The following is a 23,678-nucleotide window of genomic DNA, read 5'->3' as shown; positions in this document are numbered from 1 at the left end:
TGCTGCCTACATCGGAGATACATATCCCAGAAGAGCGCGAGCGCGATCCGCCCGCGCTCTTTGCCTGCTCCGCCTAAAGCAGCCCGCGCTTCGCGAGGTGGCGCATCAGATGCGAGGCGCCGAAGGTCCAGGGCTCGCAGGCGTCGGTGCGTTTCATACGGTTGACGAGGCTGCCGAGCTCGGGCGCGGCGATGGTGACGATGTCCCCGTATTTATGGGTGAAGCCGCCGCCCGGTGCGTCGCGATCCTTGATCGGCGCGAACATGGTGCCGAGGTAAAGCGCCGCCCCGTCCGGATACTGGTGATGCGGGCCGATCATCTGTGCCGCGAGATCGGCCGGGTCGCGGCTGATCTTGGCGATCGAGGACGAGCCCTCCAGCGTGAAGCCGTCCTCGCCCTCCACCGTCAGGGTCACGGTCGTCTTGCGGATGTGATCGAGCGTGAAGCCGGCATCGAAGAAGCGGATGAAGGGGCCGACGGCTGCCGCCGCGTTGTTGTCCTTCGCCTTGCCGAGCAGCAGGGCCGAGCGGCCTTCGACATCGCGCAGATTGACGTCGTTGCCGAGCGTCGCGCCGACGATCCGCTCGTCCGAGGCGACGATCAGGACGATCTCCGGCTCCGGGTTGTTCCAGCTCGACGCCGGATGCAGGCCGGCATCGGCGCCTGTGCCGACCGTCGACATCGCCGGCGCCTTGGTGAAGATCTCGGCGTCCGGCCCGATGCCGACTTCGAGATACTGGCTCCATGCCCCCTGCTTGATCAGCACCTCCTTGAGATGCATCGCCTCGGGCGAGCCGGGCTTCAGCTTCGAAAGGTCGTCGCCGATCAGTTTTCCGATCTCCGTGCGGATCGTCGCGGCGGCGGCCGGGTTGCCGCGCGCCTTCTCCTCGATGACGCGTTCCAGCATCGAGACGGCGAAGGTGACGCCGGCCGCCTTCACCGCCTGGAGGTCGAGCGGCGAGAGCAGCCAGGGGCGCTTCGGATCGCGGCCGTCGACGGGCGTATTGGCCAGGATGTCGGCGAGCGAGCCCAGACCTTCGCCTTTCGCGGTGCGCAGCGCGGCCGCCGGATCGGCGCTCTCGCAGAGGTCGCGGCTGGTCGGGAATTCGGCTGTGATGTCGACGAGCTGTCCGTCGCGCAGCGTGACCACTGCCGGGCCGCCGAGATCGGGCCGCCAGACGCGGCCGGCCAGCGCGGCGGCGCCGGCATCCTGCGGCAGGGTTGTCGAGGCGGAAAGGACGAGGCTCGTCATGATGCGGTCCGGAAAAGGCGAGGCAGGACGCGCAGATCAGCCGTTTATGCGTGAATGCGCAAGCCGGCCGCGGCCATAAGTGCCTTGCAAAAACTGTCGTCGTTTTGTCATTGAACTGTCGCCTGCGCTTCATGCTAGCTTGCGCACCAACGACAAGAACCGCGGCGGCGCCCGCCCGCGGAAGGGAGACACTCCATGAGCATCAAATCGCGCATCCTGATGTCGGTCGCCGCCTTTGCGCTCGCCGGCGCTTCGCCGGCTCTGGCGCAGACCGAGATCCAGTGGTGGCATGCCCTGACGGGCGCCAACAACGACGTGGTCGTCAAGCTCGCCGAGGACTTCAACGCCTCGCAGAAGGACTACAAGGTCGTTCCCGTCTACAAGGGCTCCTATCCCGACACGCTGAACGCCGGCATCGCCGCTTTCCGCGCCGGCCAGGCGCCGCACATCCTGCAGGTCTTCGAGGTCGGCACCGGCACGATGATGTCGGCCAAGGGCGCGATCAAGCCGGTTCATGAGGTGATGAAGGAAGCCGGCGAGAAGTTCGATCCGAACGCCTATCTCCCCGCCATCACCGGCTATTATTCGACGGCTAAGGGCGACATGCTCTCGATGCCGTTCAACTCGTCCTCGATGGTGATGTGGTACAACAAGGACGCCTTCAAGAAGGCGGGCCTCGACCCGGCGAAGCCGCCGAAGACCTGGCCCGAGACCTTCGAGGCCGCCAAGAAGCTGAAGGCCGCCGGCTACGACAAGTGCGCCGTCTCGAATGCCTGGGCGACCTGGGCCAATATCGAGCAGTTCGGCGCCTGGCATAACATCCCGCTCTCGACCAAGGTCAACGGCATGGCCGGCTTCGACGCCGTGCTGAACTTCAACAAGAGCCCGGTTTTCCTCAAGCACTGGACCAATCTGGTCGAGCTGCAGAAGGACAAGACCTACGACTACTCCGGCCGCACCAACAATGGCGAGGGCCGCTTCACCTCGGGCGAATGCCCGATCTTCCTGACCTCCTCGGGCTTCTTCGGCAATGTCAAGGCGAACGCCAAGTTCGACTGGGGCAACGCGCCGATGCCGTATTATCCCGATGTGCAGGGCGCGCCGCAGAACTCGATCATCGGCGGCGCCTCGCTGTGGGTCATGGGTGGCAAGAAGGCTGACGAATACAAGGGCGTCGCCAAGTTCTTCACCTTCCTCTCGGATGTCGATCGTCAGGTGAAGCTGCACACCGAGTCCGGCTATCTGCCGATCACCAAGGCTGCCTATGAGAAGGTCAAGGCGTCGGGCTTCTACAAGGACAAGCCCTATCTCGAGACACCGATCCTCGAGCTGACCAACAAGACCCCGACCGACAACTCGAAGGGCCTGCGTTACGGCAGCCTCGTCCAGATCCGCGACATCTGGTCGGAGGAGCTGGAGGCGGCGCTGAACGGCCAGAAGTCGCCGCAGGCGGCGCTGGACGCGGCGGCCGAGCGCGGCAACCAGATGCTGCGCCAGTTCGAGCGGACAGCCTCGCGCTGAGCGGATAGCCCTTGCATCTTCAGGCCATCCCGGACAAGTCCGTCCGGGATGGCCGTCTCGTTCAAGGAAGCCGATGCAGAAGAACGCGTACTTCCGGGGGCTGACCATCCCCTTCCTGCTGCTGATGCCGCAGCTCGCGATCACCGTCGTGTTCTTCTATTGGCCGGCGAGCCAGGCGGTCTGGCAGAGCTTCCTGCTCGAAGACGCCTTCGGCACTTCGACCGAGTTCGTCTGGTTCGAGAACTACCAGCTGCTGTTCGCCGATCCCGGCTATCTCAAGGCCTTCATCAACACCGTCATCTTCTCGACCTTCGTCTGCGTGTTCTCGCTGTCGATCGCGCTGCTCTTCGCGGTGATGGCAGACCGGCAGATCCGCGGCGCTGAAATCTACAAGACCCTGCTGATTTGGCCCTATGCGGTGGCGCCCGCCATTGCCGGCGTTCTCTGGATCTTCATGTTCGATCCCTCGCTCGGCATGCTTGCACGCGGGCTGCAATCGCTCGGCATTCCCTGGAACCCGCGGCTCAACGGCAATCACGCCATGCTGCTCGTCATCCTCGCGGCGACCTGGAAGCAGATCAGCTACAATTTCCTGTTCTTCCTCGCCGGACTGCAGTCGATCCCGAAGAGCGTGATCGAGGCTGCCGTCATCGACGGCGCCCGGCCGATGCGTCGCTTCTGGACCATCGTCTTCCCGCTGCTCTCGCCGACGACCTTCTTCCTGCTCGTCGTCAACATCGTCTACGTCTTCTTCGACACCTTCGGCATCATCGATACCGTCACCGGCGGCGGTCCCTCGGGCGCGACCGAGACGCTGGTCTACAAGGTTTTCTCCGACGGCAAGGGCGGCTCCAATCTCGGCGGCTCGGCGGCGCAGTCGGTGATCCTGCTGATCATGGTCATCGGAATGACCGCGATCCAGTTCCGCTTCATCGAGCGCAAGGTGAGCTACTGATGGCCTCCGTGCTCTGGATGGACCTAACCGCCGAGGAGCTACGCGCCAAGGCGGCGAAGGACGCGATCGTCGTTCTTCCCGTCGCCTCGATCGAGCAGCACGGGCCGCATCTTCCCGTCGGCGTCGACACCATCCTTTGCAGCGGCGTCTGCAAGGCCGCGGCTGAGCGTGCTGATGATGTCGATGTCGTCGTCGCGCCGACGCTGTGGTGCGGCATGGCCGAGCATCACATGGCCTTCGGCGGAACCTTCACCTTCGATATCCCGACCTATCGGGCAGTGCTGCTCTCGCTCCTGAAGAGTATCGAGCGCCACGGTTTCCACCGCGTCCTGATCGTCAACGGCCATGGCGGCAACATCGCCGCGCTGACCGCCTTCCTGCCCGACTTCGCCCGTGAGACGCGGCTGCATGTCGAGGCGACCACCTATTTCCTGCTGGCCGAGGCCGCGCTCCCGGCGCTGCTCGAGGACCAGAAGGGTGTGCAGCACGCTTGCGAGGTCGAGACCTCGATGATGATGGTGCTGGCGCCGGGCTGCGTCCGCGAGCCGCGCCTGTCGGAAGCGTTCGGTGCGCGGGGTGGGTCGTCCGGACGCCCGGAGGTTTCTCGCCACCGTTCCTTCCGGGACATGACCGAAACCGGCGTGATCGGCGATGCACGCCGCGCGACGGCCGAAAAAGGTCAAGCCTGTCTCGATGCCTGCGCGGAAGCGCTGGCCGGCCTGCTGCGCGAGATGGGGAAGGGGATCTGATGGTCGAGGACCGCCGCCTGGGCGACATCATCGCCTATGTCATCCTGACGATCGGCGTGCTGATCGTCGCCTTCCCGGTCTGGCTGACCTTCGTCGCCTCGACCTGGGATGCCTCGACCGTGATCAACGGCCAGATGCCGCTCTATCCCGGCCCGTATTTCCTGGAGAATTACAACCGCATCCTCTTCATCGGCACGTCGAGCACGACGCGCGAGCCGGTGATCCACATGATGCTGAACTCCTTCATCATGGCGATGGCGATCGCGCTGGGTAAGATCTTCATTTCCGTGCTCTCGGCCTATGCGGTGGTCTATTATCGCTTTCCGTTCCGCATGGCCGCATTCTGGATCATCTTCATTACACTGATGCTCCCGGTCGAGGTCCGCATCTTCCCGACGTTCAAGATCGTCTCGGACCTGCGGATGCTCGACACCTATCAGGGTCTCGCCGTCCCGCTCATTGCCTCGGCGACGGGCACGCTGCTCTTCCGCCAGTTCTTCATGACGATCCCGGATGAGCTGCTCGAAGCCTCCAAGATCGACGGTGCCGGCCCCTTCAAGTTCTTCAAGGACACGCTCCTGCCGCTCTCGATCACCACGATCGCGGCGCTGTTCGTGATCCAGTTCATCTATGGCTGGAACCAGTATCTCTGGCCACTTCTGGTGACGACCAAGGACTCGATGCAGACCATCGTCATCGCCATCAAGAAGATGATCGTCACCGCCGACGCGCTGACCGAATGGCAGCTCGCCATGGCCACGGCCATGCTTGCGATGCTGCCGCCCGTCCTCGTCGTCATCGCCATGCAGAGGCTCTTCGTGAAGGGCCTGGTCGAAACCGAGAAGTAATCCGTGAATGGCCCAGGTCACTCTCAACAGCGTCAAGAAGGTCTATGCCGGCGGCGTCGAGGCCGTGAAGGGCGTCTCCTTCGACATCCCCGACGGCGGCTTCTGCGTGCTCGTCGGCCCCTCCGGCTGCGGCAAGTCCACGCTGCTGCGCATGGTCGCCGGTCTCGAGACGATCTCGTCCGGTGAGGTCGCGATCGGCGAGCGCGTCGTCAACCAGATCGAGCCGGCCGACCGCGACATCGCGATGGTGTTCCAGAACTATGCGCTCTACCCGCATATGAACATCTACGACAACATGGCCTATGGGCTGCGCAACCGCGGCACGCCGAAGGACGAGATCGACAAGCGCGTGAAGGAAGCTGCGCGCATCCTCGCGATCGAGCCCTTCCTGGAGCGCCGCCCGCGCCAGCTTTCCGGCGGTCAGCGCCAGCGCGTCGCCATGGGCCGCGCCATCGTGCGCAAGCCGCAGGTCTTCCTGTTCGACGAGCCGCTCTCGAACCTCGACGCCAAGCTGCGCGTCCAGATGCGCGTCGAGATCAAGAAGCTGCAGCGCGCGCTCGGCGTCACCGCGATCTACGTCACGCATGATCAGGTCGAGGCGATGACGCTCTCCGACAAGCTCGTGGTGATGAATGCCGGGCAGGTCGAGCAGATCGGCCTGCCCGCCGAGGTCTACCGCAAGCCGGCGAGCAAATTCGTCGCGACCTTCATCGGCTCGCCACCGATGAACATCCTGCCGGGCGTGGTCGACGGCCACGGCATCGTTGCGCTCGGCGACACCGTGTTGCAGGCGCACGACCTGCGCGAGGATCTGCCGCCCCAGATGCCGGTCGAGGTCGGCCTGAGGCCGGAGGATGTCGAGATCGTCTCCGATGACGATGCCGGCTCGCTGCCTTTCGACGTCGAGTTCATCGAGGAACTCGGCGCGACCCAGCTCTTCCACGGCAAGCTCTCCGGCCAGCCCTTTGTGATGCAGGCGGCGACCGGCGACGTTCCCGCTCAGGAGGGCCGGCTCTGGATCACGGTCGATCCCGGCAAGGTCCATGTCTTCGACCCGAAGACGGGCGCGCGGCTAGGAAAGGACTGAGCGGGGCGCTGCGGAAGCCGCAGGCGCTGGTACCTCGTCATGGTCGGGCTTGTCCCGACCATCCACGTCTTTGCTGGTCGAGGCTCGTGCTCAAGACCTGGATGCTCGCCACAAGTACGAGCATGACGCCGGTGACGCCCCCGAACGACGGCGAACCTCAAGCCGCCAGATCGGCCACCAGCGCATCGAGCAGCAGCGCGCCGTCCGGCGTCGCCGCAAGCCTGCCGCCCTGCTTATGCATCAGCAGCTTCTCCTCGATCAGGCTGGCGATGCGCTTGGCATTGAGCTCGCGGCCTGCGAGCGCCTTGAACACTGCGGGATCGATACCTTCGACCAGACGTAGGCCCATCAGCAGATATTCGTCGCCCTGCGATTCCTCGCTCAGGCGCTCGTCCTCGACCAGGGCGTGACCCTCGGCCTCGACCCGTTCCAGCCAGATTTCCGGCCGCTTCTCGGTCGAATGCGCCATCCGCCCTTGCGCCGTCACCAACCTGCCATGGGCGCCGGGGCCGACGCCGGCATATTCGCCATAGTGCCAGTAGACAAGATTGTGGCGGCATTCCGCGCCCGGCCGGGCGTGGTTGGAGATCTCGTAGACCGGCAGGCCGTGCTTGGCGGTGATCTCCTGCGTCGTCTCGTAGAGCGCCGCACCCGCATCATGGTCGGGGATGGCGAGCTTGCCGGCCCGGAACAGCCGCTCGAAGGCGGTGCCGGGCTCGATGGTGAGCTGGTAGAGCGAGAGGTGCTCGGCCGCGTGGCTGATCGCCAGCTCCAGCTCCGCGCGCCAGAGCGCCGGCGTCTGCGCCGGCGAGCGGGCATAGATCAGATCGAAGGAATAGCGCTCGAAATACTTGCGTGCGATAGCGACGGCCGCGAGCGCTTCCTCGGCCGAATGCATTCGGCCGAGCGCCTTGAGATCGGCATCGTTCAGCGCCTGCACCCCGAGCGAGACACGGTTGACGCCTGCCGCCCGGAAGTCACGGAAGCGGCCGGCCTCGACGCTGGTCGGGTTCGCCTCCAGCGTCACCTCGCAATTCGGATCGACCGTCCAGTGCTCGCCGATCGCGTCGAGGATCGCCCCGACCGTGCGGCCCTCCATCAGCGAGGGCGTGCCGCCGCCGAAGAAAATCGAGGAGACCGTGCGGCCCGGCGCCAGCGCGGCGCGATGCGCGATCTCGCGGCGGAAGGCGGCGATGTACCGGGCCTGATCCGGCGGCTGCAGGCGTACATGCGAGTTGAAGTCGCAATAGGGGCATTTGGCCAGGCAGAATGGCCAATGCACATAGACGGCAAAGCCCGCATCCGCAGTCGGATGCGAGGCGGTGGGCCGCTCCGACAGGGCGGCCGCGGCACTCACGCCGATTTCCTCAGGCAGGCGGCGGCAAGCACATGGAACGCGCGCGCCCGATGCGACAGGCCGGGCGAGCCATCGGCCGGGATGCCGTGCTTCTCGTCCGCCGTCATCTCGCCGAAAGTCTTGCCCTGGCCATCGGGGAGGAAGATCGGGTCGTAGCCGAAGCCGCCCGCGCCACGGATCTCATGAGTGACCGTGCCGAAGACGCGGCCCTCGAACAATTCCTGATGGCCGTCCGGCCAGGCGATGACCAGCGCCGAGACGAAATGCGCCCTGCGTTTGTCGGGCATGGCGGCACCGCGCTTGGCCAGCTCCATCTGCACGCGTGCGATCGCCGGGGCGAAATCCTTGCCCGGCCCGGCCCAGTTGGCCGAGAACAGGCCGGGGGCACCGTCGAGCGCATCGATGCAGACGCCCGAATCGTCGGACAGCGCCGGCAGCCCGCTCGCTTTGGCGGCGGCCACGGCCTTGATCGCCGCATTCTCCGAGAACATGGTGCCGTCCTCGACCGGTTCGGGCAGGCCGAGCTCCCCGGCCGAGACGAGCTCGATGCCGTAGGGAGCCAATAACTGGCGCATCTCGCGCAGCTTGCCCTGGTTGTGGGTCGCGATCACGACCTTGCCGGTGAGGAGGCGGTGGTTCGGCATCGGTTTTCTCGTATCCGCCTCGTCATCCCGGGCTTGAGCCGGGATCCATCGAAGGCGCCGAAGCTCTACGATGGATTCCGGGTCTTCGCTTCGCTACGTCCGGAATGACGGCGTTGTTTCGTTGTCTGTGCGATCAATCGATCAGGCTACCGCCGCCTTCTGCAGCGCGACGAGCTTGGAAACGCCGCCCTTGGCGAGCTTGAGCAGTGCGAGCAGTTCCTCCTCCGAGAAGGGCGCGCCTTCTGCCGTGCCCTGCACCTCGACGAGGCCGCCTGCGCCGGTGATGACGAAATTCGCATCGGTCTGCGCGCCGGAATCCTCGACATAGTCGAGATCGATCACCGGGTTGCCGGCGACGATGCCGCAGGAGATGGCGGCGACATGGTCCTTCAGCGGGTGGGTGCCCTTGAGGAGCCCGCGGCCTTCCATCCACTTAAGCGCATCGTGCAGGGCGACCCAGGCGCCTGTGATCGAGGCAGTGCGTGTGCCGCCATCGGCCTGCAGCACGTCGCAGTCGACGACGATCTGGCGCTCGCCGATCGCAGTCAGGTCGACGACGGCGCGAAGCGAGCGCCCGACCAGTCGCTGGATCTCCTGCGTGCGGCCGGAGGGCTTGCCGGAGGTGACCTCGCGGCGCGTGCGCTCATGCGTGGCGCGCGGCAGCATCGAATATTCGGCGGTGACCCAGCCCTTGCCGGTCCCGCGCAGCCACGGCGGCCCCTTTTCCTCGACAGTCGCGGCGCACAGCACCTTGGTCTCGCCGAACGTCACCATGCAGGAGCCCTCGGCATAGCGCACCACGCCGCGTTCGAGCGTGACCTTGCGCATCTCGTCGGCGGCGCGTTTGGAGGGTCGCATGAAATGATCCTATCTTGCGGAGGAGTGGCGGCTTTTAGGCTCTCCCGCCCGGTACGGCAAGGCAGGAGCCTTTCCGCCCCTTGATCCATGCGCATCGCATGACGACAATAGGATGGAGGAACGGTTCGCCCGTAAAGGTTCATGAGCGCCCATACGCCCCGCCCCGAGACGATCAGCAGCCTGGTCGAGACCGATCAGCGCTCGCGCGAGATCTTCCGCCAGATCGTCGACGGCTTCCTGGCGACCGGCGAGCCGGTCGGCTCGCGCAACATTGCCCGCCTGCTGCCGATGTCGCTCTCGCCCGCGACGGTGCGCAACGTCATGACCGATCTGGAGCTGGCCGGGCTGATCTACGCGCCGCATACCTCTGCGGGGCGACTTCCGACAGAAAGAGGCCTGCGCTTCTTCGTCGATGCGATGATGGAGGTCGGCAATCTCACCTCCGACGAGCGCAAGCGCATCGAGGCGCAGATCAGGGCTGCCGCAACCAATCGCAGCCTCGACCAGACGCTGACCGAAGCCTCGGCGCTCCTCTCCGGCCTGTCGCGCGGCGCCGGTGTCGTCGTCACCACCAAGGCCGATCCAAGGCTCAAGCACATCGAGTTCGTCCGGCTCGATCCCGCCCGTGCGCTGGTCGTTCTGGTCGCGGACGATGGTACGGTCGAGAACCGCCTGCTGGCGTTGCCGCCCGGCCTGCCGGCCTCGGCGTTGAGCGAGGCGGCGAACTTCCTCAACGCCCGCATCATCGGCAAGACGCTCGCCGAGCTGCGGGGCGAGATCGCGACCCAGCGCTCGCAGATGGAGCGCGAGCTCGATGCGCTGACTGCGCGCCTCGTCGAGAACGGCATCGCCACCTCGTCGGGCCCGAGCAGCGACCGCCATCTGATCGTCCGTGGCCAGGCCAACCTGCTCGAGGATCTGAAGGCGCAGGAGGACCTCGAGCGCATCCGCCTGCTCTTTGGCGATCTCGAGACCCAGACCGACATGATCGATCTTCTGTCGCGGGCGGAGGATGGCGATGGCGTGCGCATCTTCATCGGCTCGGAGAACAAGCTGTTCTCGATGTCGGGCTCCTCGATGGTGGCGGCGCCCTTCCGCGATGCCGAGCAGCGCATCGTCGGCGTCGTCGGCATCATCGGCCCGACGCGCCTGAACTATGCCCGCATCGTCCCGATGGTCGACTACACCGCCAAGGTGGTCGGCAGCCTGCTCGACGGCGAGCGTTGAGTCGAGAGCAGGGTGCAAAAAGTGGGAACCGGTTTTTCGCGATCCTGCTCTGACTTTTGAAGACGGATTTGGCTTCCGGCGCGGATGAGGCTACCTCTGCGCGCGAAAGCGACCTGTTCGCGCCCGAACATCCAAGGCCAGAGCCATGTCAGACCAGCTTCCCGACCGCCTCTCCGTCAACCCGGACAGCCCGTTTTACGACGCCGAGGTGCTGGCGCGCGACATCGGCATCCGTTTCAAGGGCGTCGAGAAGACCAATGTCGAGGAATATTGCGTCTCCGAAGGCTGGGTGAAGGTCGCCGCCGGCGCCGCCAAGGACCGCTTCGGCCGCCCGATGACGATCACGCTCAAGGGGCCCGTCGAGCCCTATATCCGCGGCGCGGCTCAGGCCGAGGGCTGACGGAAGGTTCCCATACGGCTGAGGAGACGAGGCGCCGGGCAGTGGCCGGCGCTCTCGGGAGCCTCTCGCATTAACGCAGTTGCCGCTACGGCATTGCGTTGAGGCGGCGCATATGCATTGATCATGCAACCAATGGTTGCGTGAGGCGATGATGCTGTCTCCTTGGTTGCTGATTGCGAACACCCTCCGAGGCATCTCCGAATACAAGGGCGCAGCCGCGGAACCGCGGATCTTGGAGATGTTCCGCCTGTCGGGGCACGGTCAGGTCCGCAGCGACGAACAGGCGTGGTGTGCGGCTTTCGTCGGTGCCTGCCTCGTGCTTTCCGGCTACGCGTCGAGCCGCTCGCTGATGGCCCGCAGCTATCTCAACCTCGGTGCGAAGCTCGAAGAGCCACGCGAAGGCTGCATCGTCGTCCTCTCGCGCAACGAGGCGAACAGCTCCTATGGTCATGTCGGCTTTTTCCTGCGCGAGGATGACGAGCACTTGTTCGTGCTCGGCGGCAATCAGAGGGATAGCGTCACGGTCTCCAGCTATTCGAAGTCCAGGCTGCTTGGTTTTCGGTGGCCAACCGAGCGGGTGCCGGTTGCGGCCAGCGGCCTCCTGCCGAACATTCAGCAGCTCGGCGTCCCCGACGAGCAGATCACGACGGAGGCTTTGGAGAATGAGCAGCGCGGGGTGCTCGGCGCGATCGATGGAGGGCAAGGCCTGCCCGAGTTTCTGCCCCTCGGTCCTGGCGTCAATCCAGATTTCATCGACAAGGTCGAGGCCGTCCAGAAGCTGCTGAACAAGCAAGGCTATCCGCCCGGGACCGAAGATGGCGATTACGGGCTGCGGACAATGACGGCCGTCTTCTCCTTCCAGCAGGCCAACGGCATCCCGCCGACGGGCATCGTCGATGCCTGGACCTGGTTCCAGCTCCAGAACGGGGAGCCGATGCCGCTCTGGCCGGAGCGGCGCAACGAGACGGCGCGGGAGCTGAAGCGGGAGGGCTCGGAGACGATCGCGTTGACCGACCGCGGGCGCTGGCTCGCGCTCGCGACCGCGCTGTTCGGCGTATTGGGGCTGACGGATGCGCGCACCGGTCTCTTCGAGAAGACCGGTCAGTTGGCCACCAAGGCCGAAGCAGCCGCAACGCAGGTCGTGCAATCCTCCTCGGTGACGGACTGGGTCATGCCTGCGGCCCTTGCCGACGAGGCGGGGAGCTCCCTGCCCACGATCCTGCCGGTCCTTCTGGGTGCCAGGGGCGGAGTCTGGATCATATTGATCGCGCTTGCCGTCATGCTCTGGCGCAATGCTCAGGCGACCACCGCTCAGCGCGTCGACGAACACCGGACGGGCGCGAATCTGCGTTACTGATCGAGGGGGAGCCTATGGTCGATTTCACGCAGGACATCGTCAACGAGATCACGCGGCTGGCCCAGACACAGGGGCTGGAGCCGGCCGTAGCTCTCGCCGTCGTCGAGGTCGAGAGCAATGGTCGCGCCTTCGAGGCCGACGGCGCCACTCCCGTCTTCCTGTTCGAGAAGCATGTCTTCCATCGGCTGCTGCGCGAGGCTGCGCCATCGCTGCTGGCGCGGGCGGAAGCGGAGGGTCTCGCCATCCCGAGCTGGCAACGCGCCTCTCAATACGCCGATCAGGGGCGTGCGGGCCGTCTGAGTGTGCTGCAGCGCGCCCGGGCGATTCACGAGGAGATCGCCAATCGCTCGGCGTCTTGGGGCCTCGGCCAGATCATGGGCTTCAACGCGGTCGCGCTGGGCTACGCCTCGGCCACCGATATGGTCGCGAGCATGGCAACGGGCGTAACCGCGCAGATCGAGGCGATGCTGCGCTTCATCGCGATGAATCCCGCGATGACGCGGGCCTTGCGGAGCCGCGACTGGGCCGGTTTCGCGTATCGCTATAATGGCAAGGGCTACGCTGCGAACCGCTACGACACGCGGTTGGAAACGGCCTACGGGGCCTGGGCGGCGCGGTTGCGCATGCCTGGAGCCCTCGCGACGGTTCTCTCCCCCTCGGTCACGCGTGGGCGGACCGAGATGGAACGCGTGCAGGAGCATCTTGCCCGTCTGGGCTATTCGGTGGGCAAGATCGACGGTCTCTTCGGTCCAATCACCTCCGGCGCCCTCTTCGCCTTCCAGATGCAGAATGGCCTGTCGGCGACGGGACAGCCCGACGATGCGACCTTGCTGGCTCTCGCGGGCGGGTTGCCGATGCCGATCGCGCGGGCGCGAGCGCAGGCGACGCCGGGAGATCTGTATGAGGATGGCGTGCCTGCCATCGTGGCCGCCGACAACAACCGCAAGGCCGCGATCGGTGTCGGCGCAGCCGGTGTCGTCGGCGGGCTGGGAGCGATCCCCGGCATCGGTCAGTCGGTCGAAGGCATTTTCAAAGCCATTTTCATGCCGGGGGCCGGAACTGGCGATGTTGCGAAATCTCTCGGCGACCTCGCTGTCGGCGCCCTGCCATATCTCGGGTCCGCTGGCCTCGTTCCGGCGGCGGCCGTCGGGGCGGGATTGTTTCTGTTTCGCAGTATCGCGGGAATTGCAGAGGAGCGCGTCGCCGACCGCCGCAAGGGCTTCGAGAGGAACTCACCGTCACGTGCGGTCTTTGCGCCGGTCGAGCACTGGAGGGGATGATGCTAGGCAGATCGATGCATGTGGCATGTCGCGGCATCGCCGTCTGCGGTGCTGTTTTCGCCGTGATCGAGCCCCTCGCCGCGGCGCCCGCCCTTTCCGATCTCAAAGGCGACTGGGTTCTCGTCGTTGAGCGCGAAGGCCATCTCGGCCTGGCGATCGATGTCGTCGGCCAAGAGGTGATGCTGCGGGAAACGATCCGCGTTGGCTATGCCGAATGCATGCTGACAGGCAGCGGCGTCCAGATAGGCGGCACCGCAAGCGCCAAGGTCAACGCCTTCGTTGTTCACTGCAGCGGCAGACGCATGTTCGGCCACCCGCGGGATTGCACGTTCAAAGCCGGCCAGTTCGCTGACATCGCCGAGGTTTCCTGCAGCACCGGCAAGCAGGCCGGTCCGACCGTCGTGCTGCGCAGGATCCGCAAGAGCTGACCTCGCAAGAGCCCCCTCAGCGCAAATCCTTGTAGAAGAAGGTCGATCCGCAATCGGCCCCGCCGGGCATCAGCGCAAAGCGCGGGATGGTGCCGACCTCCGTCCAGCCGAGGCGGTTGTAGAGCCGGCGCGCGGCACCATGTTCGTCGGTGTCGAGCACGAGCAGATTGCGGCCCATGTCCCGCGCCGCGGCCTCGGCATGCCGCATCAGCGCTTCGCCGATGCCTTGTCGGCGCGCGCGTGAATGCACCAGCACCTTGGCGATCTCCGCCCGGTGCGGCTGGTTCGGCTTGCCGATCAGATGCAGTTGCGCCGTGCCGACGAGGCCCCCGGCAGTTCGTGCAACGAACAGGGTGACCTGCCGGCTTGCGACGCCGGCTGCGACATCGCGCCAGAAGCGCTCATAATCCGCCAGAGTGTTCCAATCCATGAAGCCGACGGAGGCGCCATTGACGACGCAGTCGCGCAGGATTTCGGTAAGCGCGGGAATGGCTGCCTCGATAGCGCCGGCATCGAGCGTTTCGACGGCGACGGTGAGCGTGGTCGCGTTCATGCGGTATGTCCCGGAAAGGTGCCGCTTCTGGCGGCGAGGATGACGGCGTAGCGAGCGGGCGCGATGCCCGGATTGCGGTAGACGATCGCGCCGCGCAGATGCATCTGCAGGCAGTCGCCCTCGGCGAGCTCGTGGCGGACGCCTTCGACCGTCAGGTCGAGCCGGCCCCGGAGCACCCAGACCTGCTGATCGAGCGCCGGAGCGCCGGTCGCGCTGTCGAGCCGCACTTCCGCGCCTGCGGGCAATTCGACCTCGACGATCTCGAAGCCCGAGCCCGTGCCGCGCGGCGAGACATTGCGGCGCAGATAGCCGCTCGCAGGATCGCGCCAGACCGGCTGGGCGTCGCGGCGCGCGAGCGGGCCGGTTCCTGTTTGCTCTTCCAGCAACGCCGAAAGCGAGAGGCCGAGCCCGGAGCCGAGCCGGACCAGGAGCGCCGCCGTCGGACTCGATTCCCCGCGCTCGACGCGCGAGATCATGGCACGGCTGACGCCGCTACGCTCGGCGAGGGCGTCGAGCGTCAGGCCATGGCGCTGGCGTGCCGCTTTCAGCCGCTGCCCGAGCAGGCGGTCGATCTCGATGTCGTTTTCGAATTCCATAATTGAAGAATAATTCTGATATAGTGGAATTGGCAAGGGCGTGCGTTCAGACAGGGCCGCGACGGAGCCTCCGCCATCCGGGGGTTGACCCGGGACCTATCGGAGGGGTCTGTCGCGTTACGATGGATCCCGGATCTCCGCTTTCGCTTCTCGCGGGATGACGAGGCGGTTCCGGGAAAAGCGCCCCGGAGCCACCTTCGGACAGGTCAACCGCTTGGCGCCACCCCGCATCACTGCTATGGCGCGCGCATGAGCACCCGCAGCATCGACAATATCCGCAACTTCTCGATCGTCGCGCATATCGACCACGGCAAGTCGACGCTGGCCGATCGTCTGATCCAGCAGACCGGCACCGTCGCCGCCCGCGACATGAGCGAGCAGATCCTCGACTCGATGGATATCGAGAAGGAGCGCGGCATCACCATCAAGGCCCAGACGGTGCGGCTCGACTACCGCGCGCAGGACGGCAAGGATTACATCCTCAACCTGATGGACACCCCCGGCCACGTCGATTTCGCCTATGAGGTCTCACGTTCGCTGGCGGCCTGCGAGGGTTCGCTGCTGGTCGTCGACGCTTCGCAGGGTGTCGAGGCGCAGACGCTCGCCAACGTCTATCAGGCGCTCGACGCCAACCACGAGATCGTCACCGTCCTCAACAAGATCGACCTGCCCGCCGCCGACCCCGAGCGGATCAAGCAGCAGATCGAGGATGTGATCGGGCTCGACGCCTCCGAGGCCGTGCCGATTTCGGCCAAGACCGGACTCAATATCGAGGGCGTGCTCGAGGCAATCGTCCAGAAACTGCCGGCGCCCAAGGGCGATCCCGACGCGCCGCTGAAATGCCTGCTGGTCGATAGCTGGTACGACGCCTATCTCGGCGTCGTCGTTCTCGTGCGGGTCATCGACGGCGTGCTCAAGAAGAACATGACGATTCGGATGATGCGGGCGAAGGCGTCCTATGGCGTCGACCGCGTCGGCGTGTTCAAGCCCAAGATGCAGGAGGTCAAGGAACTCGGCCCCGGCGAGGTCGGCTTCTTCACCGCCTCGATCAAGGAGGTCGCGGACACCGCCGTCGGCGACACCATTACCGACGACAGGAAGCCGATCGCCGAGCCGCTGCCGGGCTTCAAGCCGGTGCAGCCGGTGGTGTTCTGCGGCATCTTCCCGGTCGACGCCGCCGATTTCGAATTGCTGCGCGCCGCGATGAGCCGGCTGCGGCTGAACGATGCCTCGTTCTCCTACGAGATGGAGACGTCGGCGGCGCTTGGCTTCGGCTTCCGCTGCGGCTTCCTCGGCCTTTTGCATCTGGAGATCATCCAGGAGCGGCTGGAGCGCGAGTTCAACCTCAACCTGATCTCGACCGCGCCCTCGGTGGTCTATCATCTCAAGCTGCGCGACGGCACGACGCTGGAGCTGCACAATCCGGCCGACATGCCGGATGTGATGAAGATCGAATTCATCGAGGAGCCCTGGATCCGGGCGACGATCTTCACCCCGGACGAGTATCTCGGCTCGGTGCTGAAGCTGTGCCAGGACCGGCGTGGCCTGCAGATCGACCTCAACTATGTCGGCTCGCGGGCCAAGGTCGTCTACGACCTGCCGCTGAACGAGGTCGTCTTCGACTTCTACGACCGGCTGAAGTCGATCTCGAAGGGCTATGCCTCCTTCGACTACCAGATCACAGACTATCGCGAGGGCGACCTCGTGCGCATGTCGATCCTGGTCAATGCCGAGCCGGTCGATGCGCTCTCGATGCTGGTCCACCGCTCGCGCGCCGATGCGCGCGGCCGCGCCATGTGCGAGAAGCTCAAGGAGCTGATCCCGCCGCATATGTTCCAGATCCCGGTCCAGGCCGCGATTGGCGGCAAGATCATCGCCCGCGAGACCATCCGCGCGCTGCGCAAGGACGTGACCGCCAAATGCTATGGCGGCGACGCGACCCGCAAGCGCAAGCTTCTGGAGAAGCAGAAGGAAGGCAAGAAGAAGATGCGGCAGTTCGGCAAGGTCGAAATCCCGCAGGAAGCCTTCATCGCCGCCCTCAAGATGGACGATTGAGCCAGCGGGACTGAATCCGAATACCCGTCTCTCTCAGGAAGAGCGTCATCCCGGACAAGCCGCGTCAGCGGCGCAGATCCGGGATCCATCATAGAGCTCTGGCGCCCTTCGATGGATCCCGGGGCAAGCCCGGGATGACGATGCGGTTCCCGAGGCAGATGAGACGCTAGAGCGCTTCCGCGCCGAGCTTCGCCTGCCAATGGGCGAGACGCTCCTTCAGCACGCGATCCCGCACATAGGCGATATCCTCGTCCGCCAGCCTTTCCAGCGCCTCGAAGCGAAAGGCATCGGGGCCATGCGCGTTCCACGCCGCCTGTAAGGAGCGCTGGCGGTGGCTGCCATGGCGCAGCGTGAAGCGCAGGCGGTTCTCGATTGTCGTGAGATCGGGCGCCCGCCCGACCCATGTCAGCCCGGCCGCCTCACAGCGGAGGGCAAAGATGCCTGCCACCGTCTTCCGTTCCTTGTAGGCGGCCGTCGCCGCTTTCCTGTCCGCCATCTGCATCGGTGCTGTCCCGTCCCGTTTGATGGCACACAAATAATACCCGGATTTTAATAAGGCAAGATTTTATCCGGGTAATTATACCGCCGTGACATTCCAAGTGAACAATTGCGCCGTTGAGGCGTTCTTTCCGTGAATCCACACTCGCATCAGGAGGTCCCGATGGACTGGAACCGCGTCGAAGGAAACTGGAAGCAGCTCAAGGGCAAGGTGAAGGAGCAGTGGGGCCAGCTGACCGATGACGATCTCGACGTCATCGCCGGCAAGCGCGACCAGCTCGAGGGCAAGATCCAGGAGCGCTACGGGATCGCCAAGGACAAGGCCCGCAGCGATGTCGACGCCTGGTACGGCCGCCAGACCTGGCAGTGAGCGACGGCCGTCGGCCGGGCATGAATGGACCGAGGAAGCCCGGCGCATCGCGCCGGGCTTCGACGTTTGGGCGCCTTGATCGCAGCGCGCGGCCGGCCGAGACTGGGCCGCGTTCGAGATGGGATGCCGGATGTTCGAGGATCTCTCAGGAAAAAGCGCCCTGGTGACGGGGGCCTCCGGTGGGCTGGGGCTGCATTTCGCCAAGCTGCTCGCGCGCCACGGTGTCGAGGTCACGCTGGCCGCGCGCCGGCAATCGGCGCTGGATCAGGCGAGCGGGGAGATTGACGAAGCAGGCGGCATCTCGAAAAGCATCGTGCTGGACGTGGCCAGTGCCCCGTCGATCGTGGAAGCTCTCGCCGATCGGCATTTCGACATCCTGATCAACAATGCCGGCGTGAGCGGGGCCGGCCGGGCGGCGGATCTCTCCGCAGGTGATTGGGATGCCGTGCTCGACACCAATCTGAAGGGCGTCTTCTTCGTTGCCCAGGCCGTCGCGCGCGGCATGCGCGAAAGCGGCGGGGGCGGCAGCATCGTCAATATTGCTTCGATCCTCGGTCATCGCGTTGCCGGCAACGTCAGCGCCTATGCCGCCTCGAAGGCGGGCGTGATCCAGTTGACCAAGGCGCTGGCGCTCGAATGGGCGCGTGACGGCATCCGCGTCAACGCGCTCTGCCCCGGCTATATCGAAACCGACATCAACCGGGATTTCTTCGCGACCGAACCCGGCATGCAACTGATCAAGCGCATCCCGCAGCGAAGGCTCGGCAGGCCGGAGGAGCTCGACGGAGCCTTGCTGCTGCTCGCCTCGGCAGCGGGCAGCTACATCACCGGCGCGACCATCGAGGTCGATGGCGGCCATCTCGTTTCGTCGCTGTGAGAACAACCATGGATTTCGAGATTTCCCCGCACATCGAAGACTACCGCGTCCGCATCGCCTCCTTCGTCGAGCGTGAGATCATGCCGCTGGAAGCGGACCGGGCCTCCTATGATGCCCATGGCAACATCGCGCTGCCCCTGCTGCAGACGCTCCGGGGGAAGGCACGCGCCGAGGGGCTCTGGTGCCTGCAGCTCAAGCCTGAGACCGGTGGAGCTGGGCTCGGCAAGATGGGCATGGCGGTCGCTTACGAGGAGATGAACCGCTCGATCTTCGGCCCCGTCGTGTTCAATTCGGCCGCCCCTGACGACGGCAACATGATGGTGCTGGAGGTGCTCGGCACGCCCGACCAGAAGGAGCGCTGGCTGAAGCCGATCGTCGAGGGCAGGGTCCGCTCGGCTTTCGCCATGACCGAGCCGCATCCGGGGGGCGGCTCGGACCCCTCGATGATCCTGACCAGGGCCGAGCGCCGCGGCGACCATTACGTCGTCAGCGGCCGCAAATGGTTCATCACCGGCGCGGAGGAAGCAGAGCATTTCATTCTGGTCGCCCGGACCTCGGACGACCAGCGCAACGGCCTCACCGCCTTCCTCTTCCATGCCGATCAGCCGGGCTGGCGCATCCTGCGCCGCATCGAGATCATGGGGCCGGAGGAGCATGGCGGCCATTGCGAGATCGAATTCGACGGCTTGGAGATTCCCGTCGCAGACGTGCTCGGCGGCGAGGGTAGGGGCATGAAGGTGACGCAGGTTCGCCTCGGGCCGGCCCGCCTGACCCATTGCATGCGCTGGCTCGGCCTTTCCAAGCGCTGTATCGAGATCGCACAGGCCTATGCTGCCGAGCGCTATGGCTTCGGCCAGCGCCTCGCCGATCGCGAGAGCATCCAGCTCAAGCTCGGCGATCTCGCCATGCGCATCGAGATCGGCCGCATTCTGGTGATGAAGGCCGCCTGGGAGCTCGACCGCGGCGGCTTCGCCCGCAAGGAAGTCTCGATGGCGAAGGTTCAGGTCGCCAATGTCCTGCACGATGCCGCCGATGTCGCCATCCAGATCAATGGCGCGCGCGGCTATTCGAAGGACACCGTCTTGGAGTGGATCTACCGCTATGCCCGTCAGGCGCGGCTGGTCGATGGCGCCGACGAGGTCCACAAGATGGTGCTGAACCGCTTCCTCACCGAGGAAGGCCGGGATTTCTGGCGCTGGCCCGTCGCCGGGCAGGCACGAGGCTAGGGCATCGCCATGACCGGAGGGAGCGGCGAGGCTGCAGGCGGCAAAGCGGATTTCGACCCCGCCGCACTGGCAGGTTTCCTCGACGAGCGCTTTGGCCGCGCTCCGCTATCGCTTGAGCGGATTGGCGGAGGCCAGTCGAACCCGACCTATTTCGTCGATCACGGCAGGCGGCGGCTGGTGCTGCGCAAGCAGCCGACGGGGCCGATCCTGCGCGGCGCCCATGCGATTGATCGCGAGTTCCGCGTTCTGGAAGCGCTGGCGCAAACGAATGTGCCCGTGCCCCGCGCCGTGCTGTTCCACGCCGAACCCGAACCGCTCGGCACGCCCTTTTACCTGATGGAACGGCTGGACGGCCGCGTCTTCCACGATTGCGCCTTGCCCGGTATCGCGCCGGCCGAACGGCGCGGCCTCTATCTCGGCATGGCCGAGGCCCTGGCGAAGCTCCATGCCGTCAGGCCCGATGATGTCGGTCTCGGTGATTTCGGCAGAACGGGAAACTATTTCGAGCGCCAGATCGCGCGCTGGACCAAGCAGCTGCGGGAGTCACGGGGCGAGGTTATCGCCGAGCTGGAAACGGTGGCCGGCTGGCTGCCCACGCATTTGCCTGATGACGACGAGCAGGTCGCGATCGCCCACGGCGATTTCAGGCTCGGCAATCTGCTCTTCCATCCGACGCAGCCCGAAGTGATCGGGATCCTCGACTGGGAGCTCTCGACGCTCGGCCATCCGCTCGCCGATCTCGGCTACTGCGCCATGCCCTGGCATACCGCGCCGGACGAGTATGGCGGCATCCTCGGGCTCGACCATGCGGCGCTCGGCATTCCCAGCGAGGCCGAGTTCCTCGCGCATTACTATGTCCACGCGGTGCCAACCGCTCCGCTCACGCGCTTCCATCTCGTTTTCGCGCTGTTCCGCTTCGCCGTGATCTTCGTCGGCATCGCCGACCGTGTCAGGAGCGGCACGGCGGCGGCTGCCAATGCCGCCGACTTCGCGCCGCTGGCACAGCGCTTCGCGCGGCGGGCGCTCGAAGCCATCGAAGGGGCAGGCGTCATTCTCGGGCGAAGCGAAGCATAGAACCTAGAATCTCCGGACCAGAGCGCGTTGATCACGGGATGGTCGGGGCGAGCCCGGCCTTGACGGCAGGGCTCAGGGCGCGTCGGCGGCGAGGCGCGGGCTCGCACCGGCCGTGCTCTCGTCCTTGAGCGCGACGCCCGAGAGACCCCGCGACAGCGAAGCCTCGATCAACCAGGCGGCCCGGCCGGCGGCTTCGATCGGCGACAGGCCGGCGCCGTGGATGTTCGAGACACAGTTGCGTTCGCCGTCGTTGCGGCCAGGATGGGGGGCGTAGGTGACGTAGAGCCCCAGGCTGTCGGGGCAGGAGAGGCCCGGTCGCTCCCCGATCAGCAGCAGCGTCAGCCTGGCGCCAAGGAGCTCGCCGATCTCGTCGCCTATGGCCACCCGGCCCTGCGAGACCATGACGGCCGGCGACAGCGACCAGCCGCGGCACTCGGCCAACCGCAGGAAAGCTGTGATGAACGACGCAGCATGAGCCTGCACGGCCCGCGCCGACAGGCCGTCGGCGATGACGAGCGCGATATCGCTGCCGGCAAGGCCGCTGGCCGCGACCGCCGCGCGGCTTTCCGGGGCGAGACTGCGGCCAAGATCGGGCCGCAGCAGATAGGAGGCGCGCCCGGCCGCCCGGCTGGCGACCTGCAGGGAGGCAAGCCCCAGAGATGCCAGCTCGGCGGCGACCACGGCCGCATCGAGCTCGGCATGGACGGCGTCGCGAGCCCGCGCATGGGCGAGGGCGAAGCGCAGGGTTTCGTGCGTGCCGAGGCCCGAACCAGCGCGGCCGATGCCGATGCGCGCCGGCGTCAGCGCGGAAAGCCGCCGCCAGGGATCGGGCGCGCTCACGCCACCATCTCCGCCAAAGACGTCACCAGGCGCGGTGCCCCAGCCTGGGCCAGCAGCCGGCCATCCGTCCCCGTAAGGCCCTGCTCCCGGAGCCAGCGCTCGAATTCCGGTGCGCGCTTCAATCCGAGGACGTCGCGGATGTAGAGCTGGTCGTGGAATGAGGTCGACTGATAGTTCAGCATTACGTCGTCGGCGCCGGGCACGCCCATGACATAGGTTACGCCGGCCGCACCGAGCAGCGTCAGCAGGGCGTCCATGTCGTCCTGATCGGCCTCCGCATGGTTGGTGTAGCAGACGTCGCAGCCCAGCGGCAGGCCGAGCAGCTTGCCGCAGAAATGGTCCTCCAGTCCGGCGCGAGTGATCTGCTTGCCGTCATAGAGATATTCCGGGCCGATGAAGCCGACGACGGTGTTGACCAGCAGGGGATCGAAGGCACGGCAGACCGCATAGGCGCGCGCCTCCAGCGTCTGCTGATCGACGCCGTGATGAGCCTCCGCCGAAAGCGCCGAGCCCTGGCCGGTCTCGAAATACATGAGGTTCTGCCCGAGCGTGCCGCGCTTCAGCGAAAGCCCGGCCTCGTAGCCCTCGCGCAGCACGGAAAGATCGATGCCGAAGGAGCGATTGGCCGCTTGCGTGCCGGCGACGGACTGGAAGACGAGGTCAACCGGCGCGCCGCGCCCGATCAGTTCGATCGAGGATGTCACATGGGTCAGCACGCAGCCCTGCGTCGGGATGGCGTAGCGCTGGATGACCTCGTCGAGCAGCTTGAGCAGGTCCGAGAGCACGCCGAGATTGTCGGAAACCGGGTTGATGCCGATCACGGCATCTCCGCAGCCATAGGAGAGCCCGTCGATGATCGAGGCGGCGATGCCGCGCGGATCGTCGGTGGGGTGGTTCGGTTGCAACCGCACGGCCATGGTCCCGGGCAGGCCGATCGTGTTGCGGAAGCGGGTCACCACCCGGCATTTGCGCGCGACTGCGATCAGGTCCTGCAGCCGCATGATCTTCGAGGCTGCCGCTGCCATTTCAGGCGTGATGCCCCGGGCGAGCCGGGCCAATGCTTCGCTCGACGCCTCGTCCGAAAGCAGCCAGTCGCGGAAGTCGCCGACCGTCAGGCTTGCTACGGGCGCGAAGGCCGCCGCATCATGCGTGTCGAGGATCAGGCGGGTGACCTCGTCGGTCTCGTAGGGGACCAGCACTTCACTGAGGAAGGTCTTGAGCGGCAACTCGGCCAGCGCCATGCGGGCAGCGACGGCCTCTTCTGCGGAGGCAGCTGCGAGGCCGGCGAGCTGATCGCCCGAACGCAGCGGCGTGGCCTTGGCCATGAGGTCGCGCAAATCCTCGAAGACATAGCTCTGCGAGCCGATGACATGGCGATAGGGCACGGATCCTATCCTTTCCGCTGCCGCCGGCCTGGGCGGGCCGATCATGAGCGATGCAATTTCCAGCACAAATCGTGCCGTCCGGCAAAAGCCTTGTCGACCCCCTGCGTCGGGGTGGAAATCCGGGTCTCGGCGAGCGCGCGATGCTCTTGGGAGTTAATGTTCCGTGATCGAATGCTGTGCGTTCTCAAAGAAAATCCCAGTATTCATTTCTTTAGAATAATTAAAATCTGAAGATTTGCTT

25 protein-coding genes are annotated in these 23,678 nt (G+C 65.7%); 15 read left to right on the top strand and 10 right to left on the bottom strand.

The features are described 5' to 3' along the window. Positions 1–73 precede the first annotated feature (73 nt). Entirely contained in the window at positions 74–1,252 is a 1,179-nt protein-coding gene (locus tag AB4Z16_RS03795; protein WP_441509980.1) for a fumarylacetoacetate hydrolase family protein, read from the bottom strand. A gap of 195 nt (positions 1,253–1,447) precedes the next feature. Between AB4Z16_RS03795 and ugpB the strand changes: the two genes are divergently transcribed. The 5 genes from ugpB (at position 1,448) to AB4Z16_RS03770 (ending at position 6,412) form a co-directional block, all read left to right on the top strand. Beyond that, positions 1,448–2,773, top strand: a complete 1,326-nt coding sequence (gene ugpB / locus AB4Z16_RS03790; protein ID WP_441509979.1) for a sn-glycerol-3-phosphate ABC transporter substrate-binding protein UgpB — start codon at positions 1,448–1,450, stop codon at positions 2,771–2,773. A 73-nt stretch (positions 2,774–2,846) separates the two neighbouring features. Beyond that, positions 2,847–3,728, top strand: a complete 882-nt coding sequence (gene ugpA, locus AB4Z16_RS03785; protein ID WP_441509978.1) for a sn-glycerol-3-phosphate ABC transporter permease UgpA — start codon at positions 2,847–2,849, stop codon at positions 3,726–3,728. After that, positions 3,728–4,477 carry a creatininase family protein gene (locus AB4Z16_RS03780; RefSeq protein WP_441509977.1) on the top strand — a complete coding sequence of 250 codons (750 nt, stop codon included), beginning with the start codon at positions 3,728–3,730 and terminating at the stop codon, positions 4,475–4,477. The genes ugpA and AB4Z16_RS03780 overlap by 1 nt, the downstream gene beginning before the upstream one ends. Then, positions 4,477–5,325, top strand: coding sequence for a sn-glycerol-3-phosphate ABC transporter permease UgpE (gene ugpE / locus AB4Z16_RS03775; RefSeq protein ID WP_441509976.1), 849 nt, complete (start codon positions 4,477–4,479; stop codon positions 5,323–5,325). Before AB4Z16_RS03780 ends, ugpE begins: the two co-directional genes overlap by 1 nt. A gap of 7 nt (positions 5,326–5,332) precedes the next feature. Then, on the top strand, positions 5,333–6,412 hold the full coding sequence (locus tag AB4Z16_RS03770; protein WP_441509975.1) for a sn-glycerol-3-phosphate import ATP-binding protein UgpC: 1,080 nt from the start codon (positions 5,333–5,335) through the stop codon (positions 6,410–6,412). 157 nt (positions 6,413–6,569) lie between these two features. Here the strand turns inward: AB4Z16_RS03770 and hemW are convergent, their stop codons facing one another. The 3 genes from hemW to rph all read right to left on the bottom strand — a co-directional run bounded on the left by hemW (position 6,570) and on the right by rph (position 9,271). Further along, positions 6,570–7,769 (bottom strand): radical SAM family heme chaperone HemW, encoded by a 1,200-nt coding sequence (gene hemW, locus AB4Z16_RS03765; protein ID WP_441509974.1) that lies wholly within the window; start codon positions 7,767–7,769, stop codon positions 6,570–6,572. Further along, positions 7,766–8,413 carry an RdgB/HAM1 family non-canonical purine NTP pyrophosphatase gene (rdgB, locus tag AB4Z16_RS03760; protein ID WP_441509973.1) on the bottom strand — a complete coding sequence of 216 codons (648 nt, stop codon included), beginning with the start codon at positions 8,411–8,413 and terminating at the stop codon, positions 7,766–7,768. The genes hemW and rdgB overlap by 4 nt, the downstream gene beginning before the upstream one ends. A 141-nt stretch (positions 8,414–8,554) precedes the next feature. Continuing rightward, positions 8,555–9,271, bottom strand: coding sequence for a ribonuclease PH (gene rph / locus AB4Z16_RS03755; RefSeq protein WP_441509972.1), 717 nt, complete (start codon positions 9,269–9,271; stop codon positions 8,555–8,557). Positions 9,272–9,412: 141 nt separating this feature from the next. Between rph and hrcA the strand changes: the two genes are divergently transcribed. From hrcA to AB4Z16_RS03735, 4 genes are all read left to right on the top strand, one after another. Further along, entirely contained in the window at positions 9,413–10,498 is a 1,086-nt protein-coding gene (gene hrcA / locus AB4Z16_RS03750) for a heat-inducible transcriptional repressor HrcA (protein WP_441509971.1), read from the top strand. A gap of 145 nt (positions 10,499–10,643) precedes the next feature. Then, the gene (locus tag AB4Z16_RS03745) at positions 10,644–10,898 is read left to right on the top strand and encodes a DUF3297 family protein (protein ID WP_441509970.1); all 255 of its coding nucleotides are present in this window, start codon (positions 10,644–10,646) and stop codon (positions 10,896–10,898) included. A gap of 148 nt (positions 10,899–11,046) precedes the next feature. Next, positions 11,047–12,255 carry a C40 family peptidase gene (locus AB4Z16_RS03740; protein ID WP_441509969.1) on the top strand — a complete coding sequence of 403 codons (1,209 nt, stop codon included), beginning with the start codon at positions 11,047–11,049 and terminating at the stop codon, positions 12,253–12,255. Positions 12,256–12,269: 14 nt separating this feature from the next. Then, positions 12,270–13,535, top strand: coding sequence for an N-acetylmuramidase domain-containing protein (locus AB4Z16_RS03735; RefSeq protein ID WP_441509968.1), 1,266 nt, complete (start codon positions 12,270–12,272; stop codon positions 13,533–13,535). Between the two features lie 2 nt (positions 13,536–13,537). Here AB4Z16_RS03735 and AB4Z16_RS03730 read toward each other — a convergent pair whose 3' ends face one another. Next, entirely contained in the window at positions 13,538–13,708 is a 171-nt protein-coding gene (locus tag AB4Z16_RS03730; protein ID WP_441509967.1) for a hypothetical protein, read from the bottom strand. A 6-nt stretch (positions 13,709–13,714) separates the two neighbouring features. Here AB4Z16_RS03730 and AB4Z16_RS03725 point away from each other — a divergent pair, with 6 nt between their 5' ends. Beyond that, positions 13,715–13,963 (top strand): hypothetical protein, encoded by a 249-nt coding sequence (locus tag AB4Z16_RS03725; RefSeq protein WP_441509966.1) that lies wholly within the window; start codon positions 13,715–13,717, stop codon positions 13,961–13,963. A 16-nt stretch (positions 13,964–13,979) separates the two neighbouring features. Here the strand turns inward: AB4Z16_RS03725 and AB4Z16_RS03720 are convergent, their stop codons facing one another. Together AB4Z16_RS03720 and AB4Z16_RS03715 are read right to left on the bottom strand one after the other, a co-directional pair. Then, positions 13,980–14,516, bottom strand: coding sequence for a GNAT family N-acetyltransferase (locus tag AB4Z16_RS03720; RefSeq protein WP_441509965.1), 537 nt, complete (start codon positions 14,514–14,516; stop codon positions 13,980–13,982). After that, the gene (locus AB4Z16_RS03715) at positions 14,513–15,112 is read right to left on the bottom strand and encodes a helix-turn-helix domain-containing protein (protein ID WP_441509964.1); all 600 of its coding nucleotides are present in this window, start codon (positions 15,110–15,112) and stop codon (positions 14,513–14,515) included. Before AB4Z16_RS03715 ends, AB4Z16_RS03720 begins: the two co-directional genes overlap by 4 nt. 249 nt (positions 15,113–15,361) lie before the next feature. On the opposite strand from AB4Z16_RS03715, the gene lepA reads away from it, so the two are divergent. Beyond that, positions 15,362–17,167 carry a translation elongation factor 4 gene (gene lepA, locus AB4Z16_RS03710; protein WP_441509963.1) on the top strand — a complete coding sequence of 602 codons (1,806 nt, stop codon included), beginning with the start codon at positions 15,362–15,364 and terminating at the stop codon, positions 17,165–17,167. Between the two features lie 166 nt (positions 17,168–17,333). On the opposite strand, the gene AB4Z16_RS03705 is transcribed toward lepA, so the two are convergent. Continuing rightward, positions 17,334–17,669 (bottom strand): GIY-YIG nuclease family protein, encoded by a 336-nt coding sequence (locus AB4Z16_RS03705; protein ID WP_441509962.1) that lies wholly within the window; start codon positions 17,667–17,669, stop codon positions 17,334–17,336. A gap of 159 nt (positions 17,670–17,828) precedes the next feature. Between AB4Z16_RS03705 and AB4Z16_RS03700 the strand changes: the two genes are divergently transcribed. From AB4Z16_RS03700 to AB4Z16_RS03685, 4 genes are all read left to right on the top strand, one after another. Next, a complete protein-coding gene (locus AB4Z16_RS03700) occupies positions 17,829–18,035 on the top strand; it encodes a CsbD family protein (protein WP_441509961.1) in 207 nt (68 codons plus the stop codon). Positions 18,036–18,165: 130 nt separating this feature from the next. After that, positions 18,166–18,912 carry an SDR family NAD(P)-dependent oxidoreductase gene (locus AB4Z16_RS03695; RefSeq protein WP_441509960.1) on the top strand — a complete coding sequence of 249 codons (747 nt, stop codon included), beginning with the start codon at positions 18,166–18,168 and terminating at the stop codon, positions 18,910–18,912. An 8-nt stretch (positions 18,913–18,920) separates the two neighbouring features. Continuing rightward, positions 18,921–20,138 carry an acyl-CoA dehydrogenase family protein gene (locus tag AB4Z16_RS03690; protein ID WP_441509959.1) on the top strand — a complete coding sequence of 406 codons (1,218 nt, stop codon included), beginning with the start codon at positions 18,921–18,923 and terminating at the stop codon, positions 20,136–20,138. A 9-nt stretch (positions 20,139–20,147) separates the two neighbouring features. Then, entirely contained in the window at positions 20,148–21,212 is a 1,065-nt protein-coding gene (locus AB4Z16_RS03685; protein WP_441509958.1) for a phosphotransferase family protein, read from the top strand. 72 nt (positions 21,213–21,284) lie between these two features. Here AB4Z16_RS03685 and eutC read toward each other — a convergent pair whose 3' ends face one another. Together eutC and AB4Z16_RS03675 are read right to left on the bottom strand one after the other, a co-directional pair. After that, complete coding sequence (gene eutC, locus AB4Z16_RS03680; protein WP_441509957.1) at positions 21,285–22,052, bottom strand: ethanolamine ammonia-lyase subunit EutC; 768 nt, start codon at positions 22,050–22,052, stop codon at positions 21,285–21,287. Then, on the bottom strand, positions 22,049–23,437 hold the full coding sequence (locus tag AB4Z16_RS03675; protein WP_441509956.1) for an ethanolamine ammonia-lyase subunit EutB: 1,389 nt from the start codon (positions 23,435–23,437) through the stop codon (positions 22,049–22,051). The genes eutC and AB4Z16_RS03675 overlap by 4 nt, the downstream gene beginning before the upstream one ends. Positions 23,438–23,678 lie beyond the last annotated feature (241 nt).

Source organism: Allobosea sp. TAF32 (assembly GCF_052113585.1).
Classification (GTDB): domain Bacteria; phylum Pseudomonadota; class Alphaproteobacteria; order Rhizobiales; family Beijerinckiaceae; genus Allobosea.
This window is presented reverse-complemented; position numbering and strand designations above follow the sequence as displayed.